Source organism: Sodalinema gerasimenkoae IPPAS B-353 (genome assembly GCF_009846485.1).
Classification (GTDB): domain Bacteria; phylum Cyanobacteriota; class Cyanobacteriia; order Cyanobacteriales; family Geitlerinemataceae; genus Sodalinema; species Sodalinema gerasimenkoae.
In genome coordinates, this window is record NZ_ML776472.1 from 4490678 (window position 1) to 4513870 (window position 23193).

Below are 23193 nucleotides of genomic sequence, written 5' to 3' on the forward strand. Positions count from 1 at the left end.
GTGAACAGGTGGAGATGGAAGGATTTAGTCAAAGGGAATCCCGGCGGCTTCATGGGCCGCTCGCATCCCGTCATAGTTGGCATCATCATTAGGATGGAGGCTCGATTCACCATATTTGGGACTCGAGTCGAGCAAAGCGTCTAACACCTCTCGTTGGTTAGCCAGGAGTCGTGCTTCGATTTCGTCGTTGCAGGATTCGGGAATATGAGGTGCGGTTCCAATCACATCTCGGGGAAGTTCGGGCCCCTCGACGAGAACGCGATAGAAATCCTCGCCATAGCGTTCGTTGAGGCGGCGAATATCACTGGCCCCAGCACCGAAGGCATCGACATCTCCAGCGGCGAAGGCTTCGATTCTGGCTCCCCCTAGAAGTTGGGCATCTACATCTTGGTTGGGGTCTAATCCCAGTTCCTGCAATAAGGCCAGCGGCCCAATATGACCACTGGTCGAACCAGCATCTTTGAGGGCAATGCGTTTGCCTCTGAGGTCTTCTGGGGATTGGATGTCACTGTCTTTAAGAACAACAATGTTGGCGTTGTAGCCGGGTCTGTCAATCGCCAAAATCGGCTCTAACCCCGCGTTGCCACGAATGGCTAGATATTCCGAGGGCCCGGCGAGGATGATGTCCACTTGGCCTGATGAGACGGCGGCGGCGGCCACGGTGCGATCGCTCACCGCAAAAAACTCTACATCGACCTCTAAGACCTCTTCCAGGACAGCCTTAAAGGCAGCAAAATCCCGTTGGAGTTCCTCTAATCCCTCGGTTCCCGTATCTGCGAACCGTAGAGTGGCTGGGCAAGCTCCCCCCGCTCCAGTCATCTCAGCACTACTGCCATCATTGGGAGCTTGGCACGCCCCCAGCAACAGACTCAACGCGGCTGTTACCGGTGCAAGTCGTCGCCGGGTAAACTCAAGGGTGGTTGTCATCGTCTGGGTTCCTGAAAAACATCGAGGTCGCTGAAATATCACCCGCTTACCCATTTCCAGGCAAGGTATTACTCTTGTGATAGACCTCAGGTAACACTTTTAAAGGACTAACCTTAAATTCAATTTATTTAAGTGTTAAGATAGCGTTAATTGATGATAGAACTTAAACTGTATCCCAGTTCCCAGGGTAGGGTGTGTGGCGGCTCAAATTCGGTGGAAACGTAGAGGACAAATTAACAAATGCCGCCACGCACCGCTCGGGGTTGTTGGGAAATCCGGGGATGGTGCGTTCCCAGATCTGGGGATGGTGCGTTCCGGCAAGTTTCGATATAGTCCTCTCCATCCAACAGTGCAACGATGCCGGGACGCACCCTACCATTGTCTGGTTGATGCCGCCACGCACTACTCGGGGGGGTCGCTGACTGACCCGCCTCTCGATGGTAGGATGAGGAAATCATCGCGGTTCCCTTACCTCATTGCTCTCGCTTGTTGAGTCTGGCTATGAAACTTCTATCCATCCAGTTTTGTAACTTCCGTCAGTTTTACGGCAAAACCCCCCGACTCATTTTAGCCAGCGGGGAACGAAATACCACCATCTTTCATGGCAACAATGGTTCAGGGAAAACCAGCATCACCAATGGCTTTACCTGGGTTCTCTATGAAAAATTTAGTGCCGCATTTGCCGCTGAAGACCAATTGGTCAATAAACGGGCGATCGCCGAAACCCCCCTGCGAGAACCCGTCGAATGTTTCGTGGAAATTCACTTTGAACATGGAACCATCCGCTATCGGGCCCGCCGCACTTGTCGCGCCTATGCCACGGAATCAGGAGTCGAAACGGGGAATAGTCTCTTAAACTTACAATATGCTCGGGAAGATGGACGCTGGTTTTTACCCCAAGAACTGGCCGACGATATTATTGGCCGTATTTTACCTGAGAGTCTTCATCGCTATTTCTTCTTTGATGGAGAACGAATAGAAAAATTAATGCGAGATGATAAACGGTCAGAACTGGCTGATGCAACTAAAGCTTTATTAGGAATAAATGCAATTGGTGGCGGGGTGCGTCATCTTAATGAAGTCCGTAAATCTATTGAAAATCATCTTAAAGGCATTGGTAACCCACAAACCAAAAAATTTATCAAACAGAAACAAGAGCGGGAAGCTAAAGTTGAACAACTTGAAAAACGCAATCAGCAAATCGAAGATGAGTTAAAACAGTATGCCAGCCAAAAACATGACCTCAATCGTCACTTGCTGGAACTTCAAGGAGCGGAAAACCTACAATTACAACGCAGCACCCTAGAAGAAAAACATCAAGACACTGTGCAGCGTATCCAACAGACGCGAGCCGGATTAGCCGATGTGATCGCCACGAAAGGATATACCATCCTCTTGGGAGAGATGACACAACAGTTTCGTGGCTGGTTATCCCAACGTCAGGAGACAGGAGAACTGCGGCGGGGGATTCAACGCAGTTTTGTTGAGCAACTGCTCAAACAAGAACGCTGTATTTGTGGTGCTGAACTCCATCCTGGCTCCCCTGGCTTTGAGAATGTACAACAATGGACGGAAAAAGCCGCCATTGCTGATATCGAAGAAACCGCCATTCGCCTCAGTTCCCAAGTGGATGACATTGACGCGCAAGCGCAAGAATTTTGTCAAACCACCCAGGCGCAACAGCAGTCCCTGATTGAACTCAGTCGAGAGCTGTCAAGCCTTGGCGAAGGGTTAGAATCGGTAAAACAGCAACTCCGCAGTTTTCCTGATCAGGATATCCAGGAACTGCAACAGCAACTGGATCATTTAGAATTACGCAGCAGCGAATTAAATCAGGAATTAGGCGCCAATCAGCAGCAGCGAGTCAACCTCCAGCGGGAGATTACCCAGTTGGGGAAAGATGTGGATCAGCAACAGATGAATGAGCGCAAGCAATTGCTCGCACAACGGCGCATTGCGGCGGTTCAGGAGGCGATGGAGCGGCTACAACAGATTCAAGCCAATTTTGAACAGCGATTTCGGGAATCCCTCGAAGAACGTATCCAGGCTCTATTTCGCCAAATCTCGTTTACTCCCTATATCCCCATCTTGAATGAGAATTACGAGTTGAGTCTGATTGAACGCACGGCGGGCCGAGATCAGGTGGTGGCGGCGTCAACGGGGGAAAATCAGATTCTGAGTTTGTCGTTTATTGGCGGGATTATTGATGGGGTTCGCAGTTGGAGTCAGCGTCAAGTGCTGGTGGCTCCCAATAGTAGTACTTATCCGGTGGTGATGGATTCTCCGTTTGGGAGTCTTGATGAGATGTATCGCCGTCAGGTGGCGAAGTCGATTCCTCAGTTGGCTAACCAGTTGGTGGTGTTGGTGACGAAAACTCAATGGCGGGGTGAGGTGGAGACGGAAATGGGCGATCGCATTGGCCGAGAATATGTCCTACGCTACAACTCCCCTAAACCGGACTGTGATGAGGATGCGATCGAACGCTTTGGAGTGCGTTATCCCCTCGTCTGTCGCAGTCCCAATGAATATGAATACACCGAAATTGTCCCGGTAGAACCAGAGTTTTAAGGAGAAACCACCCCCCTCAGCCCCCCCGGCGACTCGTTCTCTGGGTTTGTCCAGGAATGCTCCCCGGGACACTCTACCTCCCCTTGCCTAGGATTATTGAAAAAGTTTACCAATAGTGTTGACAAAAATTATCAACAATCCTATACTGAATTTCAGTGTTCTCCTCTAAACCGGCAGTGTTCTCCTCTCTCATTGGGGGGCGTGCGCGGGGTCTATCTCTCGGGAGCGGGATAGACCCGGTTTTTTCTTTTTTGGGGGAGGAGAGTGACCACAAGCCCGAAGAGGGCGACCACGGTTCGGCTATCGCTCACCGACCACAAGGGTCACTGGTGTCAAGTTAAGGAAATCGTGGAAAAGTCAAGAAAGTGTAAACAACCCGAGACCAAGGGAAAAATGCTTATAGGCTAAGGACTAGCTAGCCAGGACAAAAGATGCCTAAGAAGACCTATCACAAACCGGGAAACCCGGACTTCAGACGACATCGCTCAGTGCCCGGACCAGTGAATCGGACGATTGAGCAGCGCTTGTTCGAGATGTTAAGTCCGGGAACGTTTGCCTCCCTCAAAAGCGTAAGCAACAAAGGACGACGGTTACGAGAGCGAACTCTAACCCTGCCGGTGATGACAGCGATTGTCCTGAGCCTAGTTTACCGGCAAATGACAGGGCTAAGTGAAGTGCTGCGAACCCTAGAACAGGAGGGACTGTTTTGGGTGAAAGCTCAACGCATCAGTAAACAGGCTCTATCCCAAAGATTACAAAGCCTGCCGGCCCATCTGTTTGCCAGTTTGCTCGAGCAGGTCATTGAGCGCTTGAACCAATCCTCAGCGCCCGGGGAAGTCTCGCCATTCTGGAGACCGGTGCGGTCTAAGTTCCCAGCCATTTGGCTAGCTGACGGGTCAACCCTCGAAGCCTTAAAAAAGAAACTGCATCGTCATCGCGGCAAAAAAGCCACCTCCCCCTTGGCCGGCAAGATGATGATGATGGTCGATGCCTTCAACCATCGCCCCCAGGCGGCCTGGTACAGTCCTGAAGCCCAATCCAATGATAAGCTTTGGACTGACTCATTGCTCGAACGTCTGCCAAAGGGCGGTTTAATGGTGTTTGACCTGGGATTCTTTAAGTTTCCTTGGTTTGATGCCTTTAGCGATTCGGGCAAGTTCTTTGTGACTCGCTTGCGGGAGAAAACCGCTTACAAGAATCTCAAGGTACTCGGTCAAAACCGTTACGTTCGTGACGAACTGATAGATTTAGGGCAATACCGCTCTAATCCTTGTCACCATCCCGTGCGTCTGGTGTCCGTCTCTTGGGAGGGAACCATCTACCGCTATTTGACCAATGTCACTGACCCCGAGGTCTTGTCCGCCCGCTACGTTAGCGAGCTTTATCGCCAACGCTGGCGCATTGAGGAGGCCTTTCTCGTGACCAAACGCTTGTTAGGTTTGGCTTACCTCTGGGTCGGTGGCTCCAATGGCATTGAAATCCAGATTTATGCCACCTGGATTTTCTATGCGGTGCTTACCGACGTCTGTTCCCAGGTCTCTGAGGCTTTACATGAACCCATTGACCGCATTTCTCAGGAAATGGTTTTCCGCAGTCTTTACTTTTTCAGTCGCGCCCGGGAACAGGGCCGTGTTGAGGATGATGAACTCATTCCTTTTCTGGTTCAATATGCCCAGTCCTTCGGACTGGTTAAAGCTAGGCGTAAGCGCCAACGAAAGAAAGATGCTATCTCCCGTCAGGTCTGGTCTCACCCCTTAACTTGACACCAGTGCCACAAGGGTACGCCCCTACGCCTTTCCCCTATTGCCTATTGCCTATTGCCTATTGCCTCTTGCCTCCTCCCCCAACTGACTCAAAATCTCACGAATCACCGTATCTGACCCCGCCTCACCCCAGGTACAGCCTTGCTCTAAATAGGTTTTCGCCGCTTGTCCCACCACATAACTGCCCGAGGCGGCGATCGCCCCCTGACTCAGGGCCATGCCCAAAAATCCCGGAAATCCCCCCGCCAGCAGTCCTAACTTGCCGCCTCCAAATAGAGCATTCCCGAGGGTTTCCCCTAAGAGTAATCCCCCAGCACTGACAAAAATTGTTCGCAAGAGTTTTCCTGCCTCATGACTGGTCATCGGCAGGTGATAGAGACGAGCAAGACTGCGAACTAACAGTAAATCCGCCACGGTTCCGCCAATCACATCCACCACAAACAGGGGATTACAGGCCACAATCGCCCCCTTATAGAGGGCAAAATCCCGAATCAACTGCTCCGCCTCCTCACTGCGAGCGTCCAACTTCGCCTGCGCGATCGCCCGTTCCGCCTCTCGTCCTTGCACCAGAGCATTTAACGCCAACAAGGCCATCCCTTGAGAGGATAAGAGCGATCGCAACTTCTCCTCTAAGGCCCTCACATCAGGAGTGGGCGTTTCCCAGGCCTCCTCCACCCGGCCATCGGCCCGTTCATGGCGCACCCGTCGCGGATTAGGTTCCGCCGCCACACAAGCAATCTCATCGAGGCCCAACGGGAGCCGCTCCCCCCGGCCCAACTGACGTAACTGAGCCAAAATTTGCGCCTGATCCAACTCAGGATACAAATCCATCTTGTTAAACACCAACAGCAGCGGTTTACCCAATTCCCCCAACTGACATAAGGCCAAATACTCCGTCTGCGTCAAATCCCCCGCCACCACAAACAGAATCAAATCCGCCTGCTTAGCCACATCCATCGCCATAATCGCCCGTTCTCCCCCGGCAATCTCATCAATTCCGGGGGTATCAATCAACTCCACCGGAATCGTTCCCGTGGGGGAGGGAAGCTGCCACATCACCGATCGCGTCCATTGGGTGACCCCATTGAGGGGGCCCGTCGCAAACACCCGTTGTCCGAGTAAGGCATTCAACACCGCTGACTTGCCCCGACTGACGGCCCCAAACACCGCCACCCGAATCAAGCCACTCTCCAACTTCTGTAAACTTTGCTCTAACTGCTCTCGCTGAGACTGTACCCGAGGAGATCGCCCTCCTGCTTGCTGTTGACGACTACGAGCGAGCGATCGCCGCAAACTTTGGCGGGCCCGAGCCAGAGAAAAACGCTGCCAATCCGTCACGGTTCCGACTCCCAATAATCTAACTCCGTTTCCTCGTCCAAGGGAGGCTCCTGCTCCTGACCATCATCTCCAAACATACTCTCATCCCATTGGGTTTCATCCCAAGGGGCCTCGCCCCAGTCTGAGGACGACTGCACCGGTAGGGAAGGCGTGGCGGCTTCCATCTCATCATCCTCTAAACTCCACCAATCCTCCACATCAACCTCCGCAAACTCATCATCAAAGGCCTCTAGAGATGCCGAAGCCAGGGGTTCCGGCTCAAAATCCTTGAGATTCACATTGGAGAACGCCGGTAACTCCAACAACTCCGCCGTTTCCTCCAACAGGGGCCCATCCTCGGGCGATCGCGCCTGAGAATTGGCCGTCTCTCGGGGATGATGGTTGATATTCACCGGTTTCCCCTCCTGGCCCATCGTTAACGATCCCGCCACCTGGCCCGCCGGCAAATCCACAATAAAGGTCGAGCCAACCCCCGGTTCACTTTCCACGGTAATATCGCCCCCCATCATCTGACAAAAACGACGACTAATCGCTAATCCTAAACCTGTCCCCCCATAGCGTTTTGTCGTCGATTGATCTCCCTGAGTAAAGGGCTGAAAGATATGATTAATCTGCTCACGAGTCATGCCAATTCCCGTATCACTGACTCGGAAGCAAATCCAGCCCGGCTCCCCAGCGGCCACAGACTCCCGAGAGACGCCCCCCGGGGGATCTTGGCCCTGGGCCATCTCATCGGCTATCTCGTCGGCCATCTCAGCCGATAGCTCCTCGTCCCCGGACATAGACATAATACTAAAGGGGGACTCCTGACGATTCACGCTTAAAACAATCGTGCCTTGGTGGGTGAACTTCGCCGCATTGCTAAGCAAATTCAACAGCACTTGCCGAACCTTCGTCTGATCTGCATCCATCGTCCCCACATTGAGACTACAATCGACGCGAATGCTGTTGGTATTCTTATCCACCAGAGGTTGAACCGTGCTGGCCAACTCCTGCACCAAGGTCGCCACATTAAACACCTGAGGATCGAGATCCATTTTCCCGGCTTCAATTTTGGAGAAGTCGAGAATATCTTGAATAATGGTCAGCAAATGGCGGCCCGCCGTGGTGATACTCTTGAGGTCGGTGAGAATTTCCTCATCCTCGAGTTCCATATCCTCAAATTCTTCTTGGAGAATTTCGCTATAGCCAATAATGGCATTGAGGGGAGTGCGTAACTCGTGGCTCATGTTAGCGAGGAAAGAACTTTTAGCCTCATTAGCCGCCTCAGCCGCCAGGGTAGCTTGATAGAGTTCTGCCTCGGCGTGTTTGCGTTCACTAATATCCCGGGCAAAGGTGCAGGTATATTCTTCGTCGTTGTAGACCAGGGAGTTGATGGTAATCTCCACGGGGAAGACCTTGCCGTCCTTGGTGCGATGGCGAGATTCTAGAGTAAAGGAGCCGAACTCACGAATCTGATCCCAGTAATCGGGCCAAATTTCCGGGGGCAAATCCGGGTTAATCTCGTGAATGGTCATCATCAACAACTGTTCTCGGGTATAGCCGAGGGAGAGACAGGCAGCATCGTTGATATAAAAGATTTTCCCGTCTCGCGTAATCCAAAACACCGCATCCCCAGCCTGGTTAATGGAGATCTGACTCATGCTGCGGATATTTTCAATGCGATCGCGTTCCTGACGCGCCTTTTCTAACTCCGCTTGCACTTTCGTCAATTGCAGACTGAGGGCGGTTCGTTGTCGACGTAGTTCCTGAAGGGCCTGTTTGGGTTTACTGATATCCTCACAGACGAGAATCAGCCCCCCGATCTCACCGTGAGGCGTTTTCCAAGGACTGATATTCCAGGTGATGGGGCGTGTGCGGCCATCAGATGGGTGGAATTGTAAATCTTGCCAACGTCCACCGCGATCGCGCTCCAAGCAATAGTGATGAATGCTATGCCAGCGCTTCGCATTGTAAGGATAGCGCTCATAGTGCGATCGCCCCACCAAGGCGTCCGGCTCACCGCCGAGGAGTTGGCACCAATGGCGGCTGACACAGAGATATCGCATCTGATCATCCACCATCGCTATGGCAATGGGACTGTGGGCCAAGAACGACTGAAATAGGTCTAAATTCGTGGGGACGTACATGGCGGCTTGAGTGTCGTTGGGCAGCCGAGGCCAACTGGAGCTACCTAGGCTGAGAAGCCCTGATGATGGAGTAGCCTGGGGCAACAGCCAAGGAGTCAGGGGGCTAAGGGAATGCTGATGCCAGGCTACTGTTCAGAGTACGCGAGTTCGGATGGCACTGCCAATAGTTTCGGGCAAAATCCGAACAAAAAAGGGAGGCAAAATCGCCTCCCTCCATTGTAGGGGTGAATGTAAGGGTCAAACTAGACCGACCCTACGGGCCGAGATGGGCCATGAGTCTCTGGGTTGGGGATTACATCATCCCACCCATGCCCATGCCACCCATGCCCATGCCGCCCATGCCCATGCCGCCCATGCCGCCCATGCCGCCCATGCCGCCCATGTCGGCTTCAGGACCAGCTTTCTCGGGTTTCTCAACCACCAGGGCTTCCGTGGTTAGGATCATCCCAGCGATGGAACCGGCATTTTGCAGAGCCGAACGCACCACCTTCGCGGGATCGATAATTCCAGCGGTGATGAGGTCTTCATACTTGCCGCTGATGGCGTTGTAGCCGATGTTGAACTCGCTTTCGCGCACTTTCTCAACCACAACAGCACCTTCACCACCGGCGTTGTCTACGATTTGGCTCAAAGGAGCTTCTAGGGCCTTGAGGACAATTTCAGCCCCGAGTTGTTCTTCACCTTGGAGGCTAGATTTGAACTCACTGAGCACTTTGGCCAGGTGAATCAGGGTAGTTCCACCGCCGGGGACGATGCCTTCATCCACCGCAGCTTTGGTGGCGTTGAGGGCATCTTCGATGCGGAGTTTGCGGCTACGGAGTTCTGTTTCCGTGGCGGCACCAACTTTGATAACTGCCACACCACCGGCTAATTTAGCGATGCGCTCTTGCAGTTTTTCGCGATCGTAGTCGGAGTCAGTTCGCTCGAGTTCCTGACGCAGTTGGGCAATCCGTTTTTGAACGTCGGATTTTTGCCGGGGATCGTCTTCCGAGAGCAGGGTGGTGTTGTCTTTGCTGATGTTGACCTTGCGGGCTTTCCCTAACATATCTAGGGTCACCGTGTCAAGACTTAGTCCCACATCTTCGGAGATGACCTGTCCACCGGTGAGGGTGGCGATGTCTTGTAACATCTGCTTACGGCGATCGCCAAAGCCAGGAGCCTTAACGGCAGCGACATTGAGGACACCACGAGCTTTGTTGACCACGAGGGTCGCCAGGGCTTCGCCTTCAACATCTTCAGCGATGATGAGTAAGGAGGCCGACTGTTGGGAGACTTTCTCTAACACCCCAACAATCTCTTGAATGGAGCTAATTTTCTTGTCAGTAATCAGGACATAGGCGCCATCATACTCCACCGTTTGCCGCTCAGCATCGGTGACAAAGTAAGGGGAGAGATAGCCGCGATCGATTTGCATCCCTTCGACCACTTCGAGTTCCGTTGCCAGGGATTTGGACTCCTCAACGGTAATCACCCCGTCTTTGGTCACCTTATCCATGGCTTTGGCGATCATTTCGCCCACTTCGCTGTCATTGCCCGCCGAGACGGTCGCCACTTGTTCGATCGCCGTTCCTTCGACAGGCTTGGCAACGGCTGCAATTTCCTGAATCAGTTTAGCCACGGACTTCTCAATCCCTCGTCTGAGGGCGACGGGGTTAGCGCCAGCGGCAACATTTTTTAAGCCTTCACGAATCATGGCTTGGGCCAGAACCGTTGCGGTGGTGGTTCCATCTCCAGCCAGATCCTTGGTTTGCGAGGCCACTTCGCGGATTAACTTGGCCCCGGCATTCTCTAGGGGATCTTCGAGTTCCACATCTTTGGCGATGGTGATCCCGTCATTGACAATATCTGGCGCCCCGAATTTCTTTTCTAGGACAACGTTACGACCTTTAGGGCCTAGGGTAATGCGGACGGCATCGGCGAGGGCGTTAACCCCCCGCTCTAGAGACCGCCGTGAGTCTTCATCGAAGGAAATAATTTTGGCCATGAATGATCTGTATAGTCTAGCAACTCCAACACCTAAACTTAGCACTCTAGCGGGGGGAGTGCTAATTCGTAGAAACCGTACTCCCGTCGTCGGATCGGTTCGCGGAGGACTGGGCCAGAATTTCTCGGATGCGATAGATGGGACGATGTTGGGACTCGTGATAGGTCCGCATCAACAACTCGCCGAGGAGGCCAAAGCTAAACAATTGCACTCCAGCAATCAACAGAAAAACGGCCAACATCAGCAGGGGGCGATCGCCGATATTGGCTCCTGCCAAAAGTTTCAGCCCCGTTAGATAGATGCCTAAAATGACCCCCGAGACAATGGAGAGAATCCCCAAGCCGCCAAAGACGTGCATGGGACGGGTGAGAAATTTCTTGAGGAAAAACACCGTCAACAGATCCATTAACACGCGAAAGGTGCGCCCTAAGCCATATTTACTGGTGCCAAATTGCCGGGAATGGTGGCTCACGGGAACTTCGGCGATGCGGGCCCCTTCGATGAAGGCCAGGGCCGGTAAGAAGCGGTGGAGTTCTCCGTAGAGGTTCATGTCGGCGACAATTTCGCGGCGGTAGGCTTTTAGGGAACAGCCATAATCATGAAGGTCAACGCCGGTGACGCGGCCGATAAGCCAGTTGGCAATTTTTGAGGGCAACAGGCGAGTCAGGGCCGCATCTTGGCGGTTTTTTCGCCAACCACTGACGAGATCATAGCCCTCGTCCAGGGTGGAGACGAGATAGGGGATATCTTTGGGGTCATTTTGTAGGTCACCATCGAGGGTAACGATGATGCCTCCGTCGGCTTCCTGGAACCCGGCGGCCATGGCGGCGGTTTGGCCATAGTTACGCCGCAGGAAAATGACTTTGAGTTGCTTATACTCCCCAACTAACTCCCGTAGGCGATCGCGGGTTCCATCGGTTGAGCCATCATCTACGAGAATGATGTTATAGGAGAACTCCGTCCCCTCCATGATGGTGGCGATCGCCTCAACCAAATGTCCTACACTCTCGACTTCGTTGTAGATGGGGACGACCACGGAGACATCGAAGGAAGGGACATCAAGGCTTGAGAGAGAAGAGGGGTTAGAAAGCATGGTAGGTCATTGAGGAGGGGAGGATGGGTCTGAAGACCGGTTAGATACATCCTGGTTAGCACAAGTTTCCTCAACTGGGTAGGGCCGAGTGAGCCAACGGAAATAGAGGGAAACCATCAATTCCTTGGGGGGATGAAGGACCCAGGTCACTGGATTGATGGTGACGATGATATTGCGGACATCCCGCTGAGCGAGTTTGACGATTTTGGCGGCTACGCGATCGCCGGACATGACACCCACGGGATTGAGGTTGCTCTTAAAGGGCCCCAAAATGAGTTTGCGGATAATGCAAGGAGAATCGAGGCGACGCAGGGTCACGAAATCCCCGAGGGTGCGTTTACTCAGTTCGTAGAGGGGACTGAAGGCGGGGTTGACTTCTGCTTCTGAGGTATTCACCCACAGTTCTTTACGGACGCGATCGCGATCGCTCTCAACGGTCTTTAAAAACTGTTCCATCAACCGCAATGCGGAGAAGGCGTTGACTTGATAAGACTGTTCAATAGCCTCGGGGCTGCGATCGCCATGAACATTAACGCCATGATTGATAATCAGGATGTCGATCCCCTGTAACTCCTGTTGTAGGGCGGCTTCCTGCCCCACCTGCCATTGTAGAGTAGGAATTGGATCGTCTGCATTATCGAGATAGATAGGCTGATCGCGCGACGTTAGGGCCACCACCTTCGCCCCTTGGGCCTGCAACTGCTGTAGCAAGGCTTGACCGAGAGTTCCTGAGGCCCCAGTGACAGCGATAGTTTTGCCTTTAAGGGAGAGTGCTGTTCCCATAACCTGATCCACCAAGGTTAATGTACTGCAAAAATAAGCGTTCTGATTCTCAAAGTGATGGCGCCAATGGTAGGGACGATTCACCCACCAACGGGAAGGAGGATTGAGAAACGGCCCCGGTAAATGGGTCATATCACTGACCTGATGGGCCCAGTTCCACCCCATCCCCCGGGCCATGGCCGCCAGGAGGAAAACCGCTGCATAGAGGCTTCCCAGAACGCATCCCCAGGCTAACGCAGGGGTGATGATTTGGGCTAACCCCCAGAAGGGAACACTCAAGGCAATCATCACACAGGCTTCGGGAACATCGTTGTACCACTGGGCCTGACGGTAAATTAATGCACTGTTGGGAGTCAGATCGGGGCGAAATACCCGATGATGCCAATTATGGAGTCGCCCCAGGGGGGTCCAAACATGGGCCAGGGCATGATAAAGATCCCGCACCACTTCAACCCAGAGGATTGCGCCGAATCCCCAAGCTGCGATCGCGCCCCAATAGCCCCAAGAAATGCTCGTCATCGTCTCCTGTCTGGCTCTCTAGCCACTGTATGATTGCAATATGATTGCGATATAATTTCGATATGATTGCGAGTCCAGGTCATTAAAACCCACGGGGAGATGCTATCACTGAAGCCTCGCCTTTCAATGGAGTCCGTTTTGAATTGAATCATAATTCGCGAGTCTCGGCTATAGGGGCAGTTGATCAAGGTCCCGATTTGAGCCAATTACCACCATGGCCAAACCTTTTTTGAGTTTAGCTTGGGGACTGGGGTTAATCTCAAATCCGTCATCTTTTCCCACTGCCAAAACACTGATCCCATGGGACTTACGTAAGTCCAATTCGGAGAGAGTTTTGCCCTCAAATTTGTCAGGAACGACGATTTCCACAATACTGTGGTTCGGGTCTAGTTCAAACTGTTCCAAGATTCTGGGACGGGTGAGGGCGCGGGCCAAGGCGCATCCCATCTCTCGTTCCGGGAAGACGACGCGATCGGCCCCGACTTTTTTTAGCAGTTTCTGGTGAACCTCAGAAGAGGCTTTGGTGACCACGTGTTTAACACCACCTTCTTTGAGGTTCAAGGTTGTAATAATGCTTTCGGCCAGGAAATTTCCAATGGCCACAATAACAATATCAAACTCAAATAGACCTGCTTCTTTCAGGGCAGAGGGTTCGGTGGTGTCTAGGCAGAGAACATGGTCGGCGATGCGATCGTTCAGGGCTAAATTCACTAACTTTTCATCGCGATCTACCGCCAAAACCTCGTAGCGATTCTCATGCAAGGTCGCACACACGGCACGCCCAAAGCGCCCTAAGCCAATTACAGCAAATTGCTTATTATTGTCCGGATGCCAACTTTTCAAAAAATTAAATGAGGATAGGTTCATGGTTGCTAGTCCGTAACGGGAATAAAGGAATTATGTAAATCAAGGTAAATGAAAATCAAGCAAATGAGGTCTAACCCGTTGAAGTCTAATTCTATAACACTCGCCTTGTAGGGGCAATCCTTTGGGATTTTACTAACCTAGGGGCAATCTCTTGGGGTTGTCCTCGTTATCCCACCAGCAAATCTTCATCAGGATACTCAAGGGCGCTGGGTTTGGGGTCCCCAAGTAGGGCCGCCATCAAAATCAGAATTCCGACCCGTCCAGCATACATTAAGAGAGTGATCACTAAAGCTCCAAATATAGAAAACTGACTGGTAATACCGGTTGACAAGCCGACTGTTGCAAAAGCCGATATGGTTTCAAAGAAAATACCAATAAACTCTAAGTTTGGTTCCGAGATAGCCAGTATTATTGTTGAAAGCGTCACAACTGATATGGAGCCTACTGCAACGGCAACAGCTTTCATAATCAGTTCGATGGGAATACGACGTTCGTAAATAACAGCATTTTCTCGCCCTTGCAAGACCGATTTTGTACAAGTAATCAACACTCGAAACGTCGTCGTTTTAATACCTCCACCCGTACTTCCGGGGCTAGCGCCAATAAACATCAAAGCAATGGTTAAAAATAATCCAGCTGTGGTCATTCCTCCAACATCAATACTATTAAATCCTGCGGTTCGAATGGTCACAGATTGAAACCAAGCCGCGAGAAGTTTATTAGGCCAAGATAAGCCAAGTAAGGTATTTGGATTGTATAACTCACTCACAAAAAATCCAAAAAATCCAACAATAAGCAACATCAGAGTGGTACTGGTAACAATTTTAACATGGAGGGAAAAGCGGAATCGTTTTGAACTTTTCTTGAGTTTACTTTGCAGCGCAAAAAAAGCTTCCATCATCACCTGATAGCCGATTCCCCCTAAAATAATCAAAGGGCTAATGATCCAAGTCATTCGAGCTACATTAGCATAGCCCATTAGACTGTCTTCAAACAAACTAAATCCAGCATTATTAAAGGCGCTAATACTATGAAAAATGGACTGCCAAATTCCTGTTCTCCAACCCGATTCGGGTACAAAAATGGTCATCAAGCCAAAGATGCCAGTCAGTTCTAAAATAATTGTCAATCCGACAATAGACTTAAGGAGTTGCGATACACTGGATAAACCGGCTGAATCAAGGGAGTCTTGTAGAGCAATACGATAACGAACCTTAGAACGACGACCTAGTAAAATCAGGAGGAAGGTGTTGGCGGTCATATATCCCAAGCCCCCGACCTGAATCAATGTCAGGATAATTAATTGCCCCCAGAAGGAATAATAGCTGCCGGTATCCACCACAATTAAGCCGGTGACACAGGTTGCTGAGGTGGCAGTAAATAGGGCAGTTACCAGGGAATTCCAACTCCCGTCAGTGAGGGATAGGGGAAACATTAATAATATGGTTCCAATGGTGATGACACTGAGGAAGCCTAAACAGATGGTTCGCGCAACGGTCATGGACGGAGGCGGGTGAAAATAAATGGCATTGTAGTATCTTAGCGAGGTTTGCCAATTCTGAAATTTTTAGCAAAATTTTGCCTCAATTTGGCGCACGGCGGTGAGGGCTGAGTAGCTGACACCGGCGGTTCCTTCGCCGGGATGGGTGCAATCGCCCACCAGCCAGAGGTTGCCTGTGGGGGTGCGGTTGGCGAAGCCAAAGGGGCCAAAGGTACTGACTCGCTGGCCAATGCCGCCGACGACGCCGGCATCACGGCCGGTAAAGTGGGCAAAGGTGCGCGGGGTGGCGGCTTCGATATGGATGAGGTGATGGGGGGAGAGATCGAAATAGCTGCTTAGACGGGCGATCGCCTCCTGGGTATAGTGGTCTTTAAGCTGGTCGTAATCATCGCTGTTCCACCATTGCTGCACATCGGTAAAGGTGGAGGCGATTAGGGTAGCCTGTCCTTCGGGGGCCCGACCATCGCCGGGACGACTGACGGAGACAAAGAGGGAGTTATTCTCGGCGATTTCCCCCTCGCCGTCATAGAAGAATTGCAGATGGGGCGGACAATCGGGGGGGATGGCGGCCTCGTCAACCCCTAGATAAATGACAAAGGCCCCGGAGGCGGGGGGCAGTTTATCAACGCGGCGACGGTAGCCGGAGGGGGGATTGTCGAGGAGTTGGACGAGGTTCTGCACGGTGACGTTGGCGATGACGATATCGGCGGGTTCAGTCCAGGTTTCCTCGGTTTTCAGGTGACGGACGGTGACGCCAGTGACTTGGTTGTTGTGGGTATGGATGGCTTCGACGCGATGACCCATCTGGAGAGTCCCGCCATCGCGTTCTAGGGCTTGTTGGAGGCGATCGCTCAACACCTGCATACTCCCCTCTAGGTGATAGAGTCCCTGGGGGGTTTGGGAGACGCCGAGGGCAGTGGCGGCATAGAGGAGGGCGGTGTCTTCGGCCTCGACTTGGGAGTAGAGTTTCAGTTGGAGGTCTAGGAAGGTGCGGAGGCGGCGATCGCCCTCAAGACTAAACCAGCGTAGGGCATCGCCAACGGTCCAAAAGGTAAAGGGAACGGTCACCAGGGTTCCGGGGCGAACGGCCCCCAGTAAGCGGCTGATATCCCAGAGGTTGCGGGGGGGAAGGACGGGATCGCGTCCCTGAAAGGCCCAACTGGCGCGAAATAGGGTTCTCATCAGTTGCCAGAATGGCTCGCTACCGGGAAATTGCCGTTGTTGTTCCTCTCGCCAGCGTAGGGGATCTCGCCAAACGTTGATGGGTTCGGTTTCTCCGGGGAGATAGACGGCACAGGCGGGATCGCAGGGGGTTGCGGCTGGGAGGGGGATGTGCAGTTCCTTAAAGATGCGATGGTGAATGCCTCCGGGTTCTAGGCCAGCCACTTGAGTCGCCCCCACGTCGAAGGTGAAGCCTCGCCGTTTGAAGGTGGAGGCACAACCCCCTGGCACGATAGCCGAGTCAAACACCTTGACAGAGTAGCCACGATGTGATAGAAGAGCGGCGGCGGTGAGTCCTCCAATGCCCGCACCAATGACGATAATTTCCTGGGGTTTGGGCGAGTTATTCATGGAATCTTGACAATTGAGAAAATTTTTATCTAAGTTTACCTTTCTTAATACTTAAAGTAACTTAAACTGGAAAAGAGGGTTTGCAGTTTTGTGGTGCAAACTCTCGCTGTATCGACCTCTTGTCGATTGTTCACTTCAAGCGCTCATGACTTCTACTCTCCTCAGTCGCCCCGCTAATTTTTCCCTCAATGCCCCAACGATTCGTCAGTTTGCCAATGGCTTAACGGTCATTGCCGAGCAGGTTCCGGTTGACGCGGTGAATCTCAGTTTATGGTTCAATGTTGGCTCAGCCATCGAGCCAGATACGATGGTGGGGACAGCTCACTTCCTTGAACACATGATTTTTAAGGGCAGCGAGCGCCTGAAGATGGGGGAGTTTGAGCGTCGGATCGAGGCGCGGGGAGCCGTTATCAACGCTGCGACGAGTCAGGATTATACTCAGTTTTATCTCACCTGTGCGCCGCAAGATTTTGCCCGTTTAACGCCGTTACAACTCGATGTGGTGTTGAATCCCCAGATTGCGGACAAGGCCTTTGAGCGGGAGCGTCAGGTGGTGTTGGAGGAGATTCGCCGTTCTGATGATAATCCCCATCGTCGCAATTATCAGCGGGCGATCGAGTTGGCCTTTGCCGAGTTGCCCTATCGTCGTCCGGTGTTGGGATCGACGGAGATTGTGTCAGGGTTACATCCTGAGCAAATGCGGAATTTTCACCGCAGTTGGTATCGCCCGGAATCTCTGACAGCGGTGGCGGTGGGAAATCTGCCGGTGGAGGAGTTGGTGGCAACAGTGGCGAATGCCTTTGCGATGGTGTCTGAGGATGATTTGGCGATCGCCTGTCCGTTGCCGCCGCGATCGTTCCCCGCGCCGGAGTTGGGATTTTCTGAGGTGGTGCGCCGCGAGTATACCGATCCGACGTTACAACAGGCCCGGTTGAGTTTGTTATGGCGGGTTCCGGGGTTGGCGCAACTGGAGAAAACCTATGCGCTGGATGTGTTGGCGAGTATTTTAGGCCAGGGACGGACTGGACGTTTGGTGCGGGAGTTACGGGAGGAACGAGGGTTAGTGTCTCAGGTGGGGGCAGGAAATCTCAGTTATCGCCTCCAGGGATTGTTTCAGGTGGGTGGACAGTTGGCCGAAGTCCATCTCGACGAGGTGGAAGCGGCGATTATTGCTCAAGTGCGCCGTTTACGGGAGGAGTTGGTGTCGGAGTCGGAGATGGAGCGGATTCGTAAGCAGGTGGCGAATCGCTTTGTGTTTGGCAGTGAACGGCCGAGCGATCGGGCTAATTTATATGGCTATTTTCAGGCGTTGGTGGGGGATGTGGAACCGGCGTTGAGTTATCCCGAAGCGGTGCGATCGCTCACTCCTGAGGATTTACGGGAAGCCGCCCAAACCTACCTCTCTCCTGAGGCATTTGGGGTGGTGATTGTGCGTCCGGGCTAAGCTGGGGGATGGTATGGGGCGATCGGGGGGCGATCGGGCTGAGCCAGCCTAACATGGGATCAGTCCAGTCACACCACGATCTTATGAAGACGTTTACAGCCATTGTTGAGCGAGATTCTGAAACTCGCCTCTATGTGGGGTATGTTCCGGGATTTCCGGGAGCGCATTCCCAGGGTGAAACCTTGGACGAGTTGCAGGAGAATCTTCGTGAAGTCATTGAGATGCTCTTGGAAGATGAGGAGGTCTTGTTTGAGACGGAGTTTATTGGCACACAGCAGATTGTGGTGCAGTAAGCGATGAGTAATCTTCCCGTCCTCAAGCCGCAAGAGGTTGTACGTCTTCTCGAAGATCTCGGTTTTGTAGAAGTTCGTCAAAAGGGTTCACACAAGCAGTTTCGTCATGAGGATGGGCGGGGAACAACTGTTCCGTTTCATAAAGGGCGTGACATTTCTCCCAGACTGCTGCGGCAAATTGCCAGCGACATCGGATTAACGGTTGAAGAACTCTAGAGTGCCGGTGATGATAATCCCCACGGCTGCACCCCCAGAGAAATCCCCCCCCTGAAAAGTCAAAATTGCCATCATTTACGTCCATTTAGGGTCTTTAATGTCACCTAGTTGTCCGGGATTGTCTGAATCATTGCCATCTTTCCCCTCTGCGATCGCGAAGCGTCTCCAGAGGAGAATCGCTATAGAGACACACCGATCATATCCATCAAGCAAACCAGCGTCACCCTGAACATTGTTTTCTGGGCATGATTTCCATAGAGTCCATTTTCGGCTAGAGTGATTTAGACTATTTCTGCACAACCACCAATGCTCACTCTCATGAAATGGTTGCGAAAACCGATAAATTTGGTGTTAATCGGGGTCGCAACCACCCTATTCAGTATCTCTCAAGTGACGGTGTCTCAAGCCGTTGCCCCCCATGATACCTCTTATGAAATCTGGGGGTCTGACCAGTCTAACTCAGTCCCAGGTCTGGACAGTTTAGGCGTGGAAGGGGGATTGATTTGGATTTGGGACAGTCAGGACCTAGAACAGCAAATTGAATCCGGCATTCCGGCTCAACCGCTGGGCTGTGATGGCCAAAATCGCCCCGGAGATGGCCCTTGTGATGTCAAGGTTGTTTTCCCGCCCAACTTGGCTGAATACGACGAAAACCGCCCCACAGGGAAAACCCTAGGGGACTTACCGGGTCTGGGTCGTTTACATGGGATGTTAACTGACCCCCAACATAAATATCTCAATGTGAATTTATTCACGCCAGGGGGCGGTTATGTGGGGATTCTCGATGGAGAAACCAAAGAGGCGATCGCCCTATTTCGAGCCACTGCGACCAATGGAAGTGGCCCAGAACGTTCTGTGCATATGTCTTTTTGGAACTCCGACGGCAGCGCCCTATTCGTCGCTAACTTACATGGAAAAGTGTTAGAACGCATTGATATTGTCCGCAATCAACAGGACCAAATTATTGATGCGATTTATAACAAAACCGCCTCGTTAGGTGTTGGCAAAGGCATGGAAGTCCTCGAATCCGCCAAAGTCTATCGCGGCAAAAACGCCCACAATCATGATTTAGTGGGGCAAGTCGCGGGCGACTATGACCCCAACGCCTTAGCTGATCTAACCCCCAGTGGGGACTGTAAAGAAAACGGCTGTGCCGCTGACAACGATGCCAGCCAGGGGGGACGAGCCAATAACCTGATTATTTGCCCGATTATCTCTAGCTTAGATCATGCCTACATTACCCTCGCCGGAGGGGGTCTATTAGTTGCCGATACTACAACCACTCCCATGAGTCTCATTGGGGAATATGGCTCAGAAGTCATTAATGGTGCCGGTTGCGGGGGAGTCGAAGCCGACGGCAATATCTGGTTAAATGCTGGGGTGTCTGCGTCTGATGCGGGAGCTACCCAATCCACCTTTACCGTCTATACCCTGGAGGATCAGGCGTTCACGAACGGTCCGAATCCTGCCAACAGTCCCGCCCCGGTGTTGGTGTATAAAGACCCCAACAATACGGCAACTAATGGCAATACCAGTGGCGAGGCGGAGAATACTACGGGACAATTCCCCGGTATGACCACTCGTCATGATAGTCATGGCATGATTGCCACGGTGTCTGGCACCTATATCCATACCACGGACCGGATTCAGAATCAGATGCAGGTGTTTAACAGCCAAACCTTAGAACGGACTCAGTATGACCTTACCTCAGCCGATGGGCAAGGGACTGGTGTCGGTGCTTGTGCGGCTGCTTCAGTTACCGATGATTCTGACTTGCCCACCAACGATCCGGCTCCGGATTTAATAGAGGTGAGTCCAGATGGCAAGTATCTGTTTATCGCCTTGCGCGGACCGCTTCCCGTTTCCGTGGGTCATTCCTCTCAAGGGAGTTGTCCGGGCGTTGGGGTAGTTGAACTGATGGAGAATGGGGCATCAGGCCGCTTGGTCTCGGTCCTGCGCAGTTCTAATGTCATTGATGGGGCGATCGCGCCTATTGCGGGAGGTCATGATTATCAAGGCGGGGAACATAGTGATACCCACGGTGTCGCCATCCGCCGCAAATAACCCCTCCAAAGCGAGTTGGTTCCTCATGACTTGGCTGGACCAAGTTCGCGATTAACGGGGGAGCGATCGCCTGCGAGATGTCCGCTACTATCCCCAGGCCCGCATTTGTGCGATCGCCCCTAACCCGCTCCCCATCCAGCATCGGCTACGGGGCCAGTTTTGGTGGTCTCACCCCCCTCCTGACGATGTTAAACTCCTGTGCGACGGGAATTGGGGTAGTGAATATCGATAATGGTTTTGGCGGGGCCATGTTGGCGGGGCAAAGTCTACGTACTGGGGAAACGTTAATGCGTCAATCCGCCGCTGAGTGAGTTGGGGGGATTGTTCTCCGTCACGATCCTCTCCCCCGCCAATTCACCGCCTACCTCAAAAGACAGCTATCATGAACCCAGAACCCTTCGATATCGTGGAACTACTGGTGAGCCTACCAGAACATAACCTGCTTGTGGGTACCCAGGGCGCTATTATCGAAAATTTTGGGTCTAAAACCCCGTCCTTCTAGGACGGCTCCACTCTCTTAAGGCTTCAACGGGTTGAAGCGTTGCCTCGGCGACTCGCCGACTGGTGGCTTCTAGGGTTCCTGTCCCCACGTAGATTTGAGCGAACTCCCACAACCACTCCTGTTGTTTGGCGTAGGAGAGATGCCCGTAGTGTCCCAGCCAGGTTAACAATCCTTGTAGCTTCGCTGATAGGTCTTGTCCGGGGATAACGCCTTCGGGTAATTCTCCAGCGACTCGGACTCCGCATTGACCGCAGATAGCGGCGTGAACAACCATGAGTTGTTAAAGCTACCCCGCAAGCTGGTCTTGAGCCACGGCTGAGCGGCTTATGGTGGCGGCACTGGCTTGAAAGTGGTTTCCGCCGCACTGATGACAGATTTGAGGCTCGATAGAGAGCATTGCCAGCTACGCGGGTTTAGGAAACGCCCAAATTCCGGGGTGTCCCGGTTGCCCTCCCGGTTTTCGCTTTGATGGCTCGGACTCCGCTTTCTCTTTGACTTTCTCCGAATGCCGAATGAGGTCGCTTGAGGGAGGCTTGGAGGAGATCTGGCTATCCTTGTCTATCAATGCTTTGAGCCGTTCGACTTCCGCTACGAGTTCTTCGAGCACTGCTTGCTGTTGCAGCACTATCTCCACTAGAACTGATTTGGTCCGCTTTTCTAGCGTTTCTCAGTCTTTGGGAATTTTCGGCAGTCGGCTCTTCATGGCTCTAGCCCACTCCTTTCTTCCCGCTTGTCAAGCCCCCCCACCTGAATGCTTACGTTTCTGAAACCGCTATAAAGGTTATGAAATTGGCAGCCTGGAGCGCTCGAACAATCGAAAACGGAAGATAATTGAAGATTTAATCGGACAGTTGGAGAGCGTTGAGCAGTTCTATGGAAGGGCTCTGGAAGTCGCAAGAGAAACAATTCAAGAGCAAGGTAAGTACACCGTAGAGCTATTGCAAAGAAGTAAAGATTCTGGGAGTTGAAAATGAGCGATCGAGAACCCAAACGCTACATCACAAGGCTACACCCGGCTCTGTCTTCCTTTAGTATCTTGCACCACAATCTGATGCTGTGTGAAATCCAAGTCTTTGATGCGTAATTGCATTGCCTCTCGCAGTCGCAAGCCACTGCCATAAAGCAGTTGGACAATGAGACGATGAACACCTGACATTTGATGAATCACCAACCGCGCTTCCTCGACAGTCAAAACTGTAGGGAGCCTCCGAGAACGCTTAGCCCTGATAGCGTCAACTCCTTCTAAGGGGCGACCTAATATCTCTTTGTACAAGAAGAGTATTGCACTAAGTGCTTGATTTTGAGTGGCTGCTGCTACTCCATTTTGTACTGCCAACTGGGTCAAAAATGCTTCGGCTTCGGGTACTCCCATTTCATTGGGATGGCGCTTGTTGTGAAAGAGGATGTAGCGGCGAATCCATTGAAGGTAGGTTTGTTCGGTACGGTAGGAGTAGTGTTTGACTTGGATCGCGTCGCGCACGCGATCTAGCAGCTTCTTGGGAGGAGGTTGCATGGTCTGGGAATGCTGGCGCTGGGAAGTATTAAATTAATCCTAATGCAGCCTTGACGTTCGATCAAAATGGTAGTTACACTGAAATCGTCCACCTAATCACCCTTAGGGGGACATTAT

At 52.3% G+C, this 23193-nt stretch carries 20 protein-coding genes and 1 pseudogene; 8 read left to right on the forward strand and 13 right to left on the reverse strand.

Features of this window, described 5'->3' with window-relative positions:
* Window positions 1-24 precede the first annotated feature (24 nt).
* Both L855_RS19565 and L855_RS19570 read right to left on the reverse strand, forming a co-directional pair.
* A complete protein-coding gene (locus tag L855_RS19565; RefSeq protein ID WP_159790615.1) occupies window positions 25-927 on the reverse strand; it encodes a PhnD/SsuA/transferrin family substrate-binding protein in 903 nt (300 codons plus the stop codon).
* Between the two features lie 233 nt (window positions 928-1160).
* On the reverse strand, window positions 1161-1385 hold the full coding sequence (locus L855_RS19570) for a hypothetical protein (protein ID WP_159790616.1): 225 nt from the start codon (window positions 1383-1385) through the stop codon (window positions 1161-1163).
* 43 nt (window positions 1386-1428) lie between these two features.
* Here L855_RS19570 and L855_RS19575 point away from each other — a divergent pair, with 43 nt between their 5' ends.
* Both L855_RS19575 and L855_RS19580 read left to right on the forward strand, forming a co-directional pair.
* Complete coding sequence (locus tag L855_RS19575) at window positions 1429-3495, forward strand: AAA family ATPase (RefSeq protein WP_159790617.1); 2067 nt, start codon at window positions 1429-1431, stop codon at window positions 3493-3495.
* Window positions 3496-3926: 431 nt separating this feature from the next.
* Window positions 3927-5258 carry an IS4 family transposase gene (locus L855_RS19580; RefSeq protein WP_159784407.1) on the forward strand — a complete coding sequence of 444 codons (1332 nt, stop codon included), beginning with the start codon at window positions 3927-3929 and terminating at the stop codon, window positions 5256-5258.
* Window positions 5259-5309: 51 nt separating this feature from the next.
* On the opposite strand, the gene L855_RS19585 is transcribed toward L855_RS19580, so the two are convergent.
* The 8 genes from L855_RS19585 to crtD form a co-directional block, all read right to left on the reverse strand.
* Window positions 5310-6611, reverse strand: a complete 1302-nt coding sequence (locus L855_RS19585) for a GTP-binding protein (RefSeq protein WP_159790618.1) — start codon at window positions 6609-6611, stop codon at window positions 5310-5312.
* Window positions 6593-8725 (reverse strand): PAS domain-containing sensor histidine kinase, encoded by a 2133-nt coding sequence (locus L855_RS19590; protein WP_159790619.1) that lies wholly within the window; start codon window positions 8723-8725, stop codon window positions 6593-6595. Before L855_RS19590 ends, L855_RS19585 begins: the two co-directional genes overlap by 19 nt.
* Window positions 8726-9017: 292 nt before the next feature.
* On the reverse strand, window positions 9018-10709 hold the full coding sequence (gene groL / locus L855_RS19595) for a chaperonin GroEL (protein ID WP_159790620.1): 1692 nt from the start codon (window positions 10707-10709) through the stop codon (window positions 9018-9020).
* Between the two features lie 61 nt (window positions 10710-10770).
* Window positions 10771-11802, reverse strand: a complete 1032-nt coding sequence (locus L855_RS19600) for a glycosyltransferase family 2 protein (RefSeq protein WP_159790621.1) — start codon at window positions 11800-11802, stop codon at window positions 10771-10773.
* 6 nt (window positions 11803-11808) lie between these two features.
* Window positions 11809-13104, reverse strand: a complete 1296-nt coding sequence (locus L855_RS19605) for a bifunctional sterol desaturase/short chain dehydrogenase (RefSeq protein WP_159790622.1) — start codon at window positions 13102-13104, stop codon at window positions 11809-11811.
* Between the two features lie 168 nt (window positions 13105-13272).
* On the reverse strand, window positions 13273-13971 hold the full coding sequence (locus L855_RS19610) for a potassium channel family protein (protein WP_159790623.1): 699 nt from the start codon (window positions 13969-13971) through the stop codon (window positions 13273-13275).
* A gap of 166 nt (window positions 13972-14137) precedes the next feature.
* Window positions 14138-15472: a TrkH family potassium uptake protein gene (locus tag L855_RS19615; RefSeq protein WP_159790624.1), complete on the reverse strand. Its 1335-nt coding sequence runs from the start codon at window positions 15470-15472 to the stop codon at window positions 14138-14140.
* A gap of 66 nt (window positions 15473-15538) precedes the next feature.
* Entirely contained in the window at window positions 15539-17044 is a 1506-nt protein-coding gene (gene crtD, locus L855_RS19620) for a C-3',4' desaturase CrtD (protein ID WP_159790625.1), read from the reverse strand.
* Between the two features lie 145 nt (window positions 17045-17189).
* Here crtD and L855_RS19625 point away from each other — a divergent pair, with 145 nt between their 5' ends.
* From L855_RS19625 to L855_RS22605, 6 genes and pseudogenes are all read left to right on the forward strand, one after another.
* Window positions 17190-18488, forward strand: a complete 1299-nt coding sequence (locus L855_RS19625; protein WP_159790626.1) for a M16 family metallopeptidase — start codon at window positions 17190-17192, stop codon at window positions 18486-18488.
* Between the two features lie 83 nt (window positions 18489-18571).
* The gene (locus L855_RS19630; protein WP_159790627.1) at window positions 18572-18781 is read left to right on the forward strand and encodes a type II toxin-antitoxin system HicB family antitoxin; all 210 of its coding nucleotides are present in this window, start codon (window positions 18572-18574) and stop codon (window positions 18779-18781) included.
* A gap of 3 nt (window positions 18782-18784) precedes the next feature.
* The gene (locus L855_RS19635) at window positions 18785-18997 is read left to right on the forward strand and encodes a type II toxin-antitoxin system HicA family toxin (RefSeq protein ID WP_159790628.1); all 213 of its coding nucleotides are present in this window, start codon (window positions 18785-18787) and stop codon (window positions 18995-18997) included.
* Between the two features lie 318 nt (window positions 18998-19315).
* Window positions 19316-21061 carry a hypothetical protein gene (locus L855_RS19640; protein WP_219729961.1) on the forward strand — a complete coding sequence of 582 codons (1746 nt, stop codon included), beginning with the start codon at window positions 19316-19318 and terminating at the stop codon, window positions 21059-21061.
* Between the two features lie 131 nt (window positions 21062-21192).
* Window positions 21193-21372: pseudogene (locus L855_RS19645) on the forward strand (nickel pincer cofactor biosynthesis protein LarB); the annotation flags it as partial.
* A 71-nt stretch (window positions 21373-21443) separates the two neighbouring features.
* Window positions 21444-21563 carry a DUF4926 domain-containing protein gene (locus tag L855_RS22605; protein WP_343039339.1) on the forward strand — a complete coding sequence of 40 codons (120 nt, stop codon included), beginning with the start codon at window positions 21444-21446 and terminating at the stop codon, window positions 21561-21563.
* Here L855_RS22605 and L855_RS19650 read toward each other — a convergent pair.
* From L855_RS19650 to L855_RS19655, 3 genes are all read right to left on the reverse strand, one after another.
* A complete protein-coding gene (locus tag L855_RS19650; protein ID WP_159790630.1) occupies window positions 21544-21837 on the reverse strand; it encodes a hypothetical protein in 294 nt (97 codons plus the stop codon). The two genes, L855_RS22605 and L855_RS19650, sit on opposite strands and share 20 nt — an antisense overlap.
* 129 nt (window positions 21838-21966) lie before the next feature.
* Window positions 21967-22197: a DUF6444 domain-containing protein gene (locus tag L855_RS22980; RefSeq protein ID WP_425500587.1), complete on the reverse strand. Its 231-nt coding sequence runs from the start codon at window positions 22195-22197 to the stop codon at window positions 21967-21969.
* A 372-nt stretch (window positions 22198-22569) separates the two neighbouring features.
* Window positions 22570-23076 carry a phage integrase N-terminal SAM-like domain-containing protein gene (locus L855_RS19655; protein WP_159790631.1) on the reverse strand — a complete coding sequence of 169 codons (507 nt, stop codon included), beginning with the start codon at window positions 23074-23076 and terminating at the stop codon, window positions 22570-22572.
* Window positions 23077-23193 lie beyond the last annotated feature (117 nt).